Here is a 2,070-nt window from a genome sequence, read left to right as displayed (position 1 = left end):
TCTGTGTTTTTTTACCCCTTGATCCGCGCCACCTCGGCCTCGAGCTTGTTCAACGTCGTGCGCCAGCCTTCGGGCGCCCCGCCGACCATCGCCTTGGCCGCTTCGTCGTAGATTTCATATTCCTGGCGGACCGACATCAGCGATCCGTCGCCGTCATCGGTGAAAGTCACGAACGTCCGCACCGCGAACGGCGCATTGCCGCTGTCGTCGACATGCGCGCCAGCCTCGAACGACAGGCTTTCATTCTCGACCACGTCGATGAAGCGGCCATGGTTCCAGAATTTCTGGCCATCGGGTGCCTGCATGCAGAGGTCGAAACGGCCGCCGGGGCGGCATTCGATCACGGCTTCCGGCACGGTGAAATGTTCGGGGCTGAACCAGTTCTTCATATGCTCGGCCGTGGTCCAGGCCTGGAACACGATGGCGCGGGGCGCATCGAAATGGCGCTCGATCACGAGCGGTTCCGGGCGGATGATCGTCTTCTCGGTCATTTTTGCTGTCCTTTCAGGGTGTTGACATAGTCCTCCAGCTTATCGAGTCGGCCTTCCCACTCGCTGCGGCAATCGGCGGTCCAGCGTTCGACCAGGCCGAACGTCTCGGTGTCGATTCGGCAGGTCCGGACCCGCCCGGCCTTGTGCGACCGGACCAGTCCCGATTCCTCGAGTACCGCCAGGTGCTGCATGACGGCGGGAAGCGACATGGCGAAGGGGGACGCCAGTTCGCTCACCGACATCGGCCGAAGCGCGAGCCTTTCCACCATCGCCCGCCGCGTGGAATCGGCGAGGGCGTGGAAAACGCGATCGAGGGAAGGTGATTCGTTAAGCATGCACTTAAGTATTCCAGGCCGAACAGTTTAGCAAGTGCTTTAGTGTCTGCGGCGCATTTTTTTGTCACCCCAGCGAAAGCTGGGGTCTCGGGTGAGGGCGCGATACGGCTTGAGACCCCAGCTTTCGCTGGGGTGACGGCATGGAACCTTCTGCGCCATCCGGCTTTCAATCACAGACATCCAGGGAGATATTGTGTGATCGGAGACTTCATCGCCGCTGCCATCGGCCGCAACATCGACCAGCGCGATGGGGAGGGCGGGACTCTCGGCGCGGTTGTCGGGGTGGCGACGTGGGAGGTTGCCAAGCGCGTCGTTCCCGCCGCGATCGTGCTCGGCGGCGCGGCGCTCGGTGCTCGCTATCTGAAGCGCAAGTTCGGGAACCAACCCGCCAGCGCTTGACGTGTGCCCTGCGCGCACGCCAGTAGCGCGCATGATCGATCATCGTTCCTCGCAGCCGCCGGGTTTCAAACGCCGTGGCCTGATGTTCGTGCTGTCTTCGCCGTCGGGCGCCGGCAAGTCGACCATCGCCAACCGGCTGCTCGCGGAAGAGAATGGTCGGCTCAAGATGTCGATCTCCTATACGACGCGACCGATGCGCCTGGGCGAGCAGGAGGGGCGCGAATATCATTTCGTCGATACCGACACGTTCAAGGACATGGTCGAAGACGACGCCTTCCTCGAATGGGCGCGCGTGTTCGACCAGCGTTACGGCACGCCGCGCGACACGGTCTTCAAGGACCTCGAGGCCGGGCAGGACATATTGTTCGACATCGACTGGCAGGGCGCGCAGCAATTGTTCCAGCTCGCGGGGGGCGATGTCGTGCGCGTGTTCATCCTGCCGCCGGGCCTGAAGACGCTGCGCCAGCGGCTCGAGGGGCGCAACACCGACAGCCAGGACATCATCGACCGCCGCATGGAACGCGCCCAGGCGGAAGTCAGCCACTGGGACGGTTATGATTATGTCCTGGTCAACGACGATCTCGACGATTGCTTCGCCTGCGTTCAGACGATCCTGACCGCCGAGCGGTTGAAGCGCTCGCGCCAACGCGGGCTGATCGGGTTCATTCGGAAACTGCCGGATAATTGAGCGTCAGTGCTGGGTGATGGAGTGTTCACCCGTCACAATCCCACTGGTCGCCCCGGGCTTGTCCCGGGGTCGACTGTGCCGCTCATCCTAAACTGGGCGGCTTTGCTGCACGGTGGATGCCGGGACAGGCCCGGCATGACGAAATAGAGGCTAGATT

General features: G+C 62.7%; 4 protein-coding genes. 2 read left to right on the top strand and 2 right to left on the bottom strand.

Annotated elements, in window-relative coordinates; all coding sequences use genetic code 11:
* Positions 1-11 precede the first annotated feature (11 nt).
* Together SPR01S_RS20940 and SPR01S_RS20935 are read right to left on the bottom strand one after the other, a co-directional pair.
* A complete protein-coding gene (locus SPR01S_RS20940; RefSeq protein WP_066593782.1) occupies positions 12-491 on the bottom strand; it encodes an SRPBCC family protein in 480 nt (159 codons plus the stop codon).
* A complete protein-coding gene (locus SPR01S_RS20935; protein ID WP_245662165.1) occupies positions 488-760 on the bottom strand; it encodes an ArsR/SmtB family transcription factor in 273 nt (90 codons plus the stop codon). Before SPR01S_RS20935 ends, SPR01S_RS20940 begins: the two co-directional genes overlap by 4 nt.
* A gap of 261 nt (positions 761-1,021) precedes the next feature.
* Between SPR01S_RS20935 and SPR01S_RS20930 the strand changes: the two genes are divergently transcribed.
* Both SPR01S_RS20930 and gmk read left to right on the top strand, forming a co-directional pair.
* Positions 1,022-1,225, top strand: a complete 204-nt coding sequence (locus tag SPR01S_RS20930) for a hypothetical protein (protein ID WP_066593778.1) — start codon at positions 1,022-1,024, stop codon at positions 1,223-1,225.
* Between the two features lie 31 nt (positions 1,226-1,256).
* A complete protein-coding gene (gene gmk, locus SPR01S_RS20925) occupies positions 1,257-1,913 on the top strand; it encodes a guanylate kinase (RefSeq protein ID WP_066593777.1) in 657 nt (218 codons plus the stop codon).
* Positions 1,914-2,070 lie beyond the last annotated feature (157 nt).

The sequence above is a fragment of the Sphingomonas pruni NBRC 15498 genome, assembly GCF_001598455.1.
In the GTDB taxonomy this organism is placed as follows: Bacteria; Pseudomonadota; Alphaproteobacteria; order Sphingomonadales; family Sphingomonadaceae; genus Sphingomonas; species Sphingomonas pruni.
This window is presented reverse-complemented; position numbering and strand designations above follow the sequence as displayed.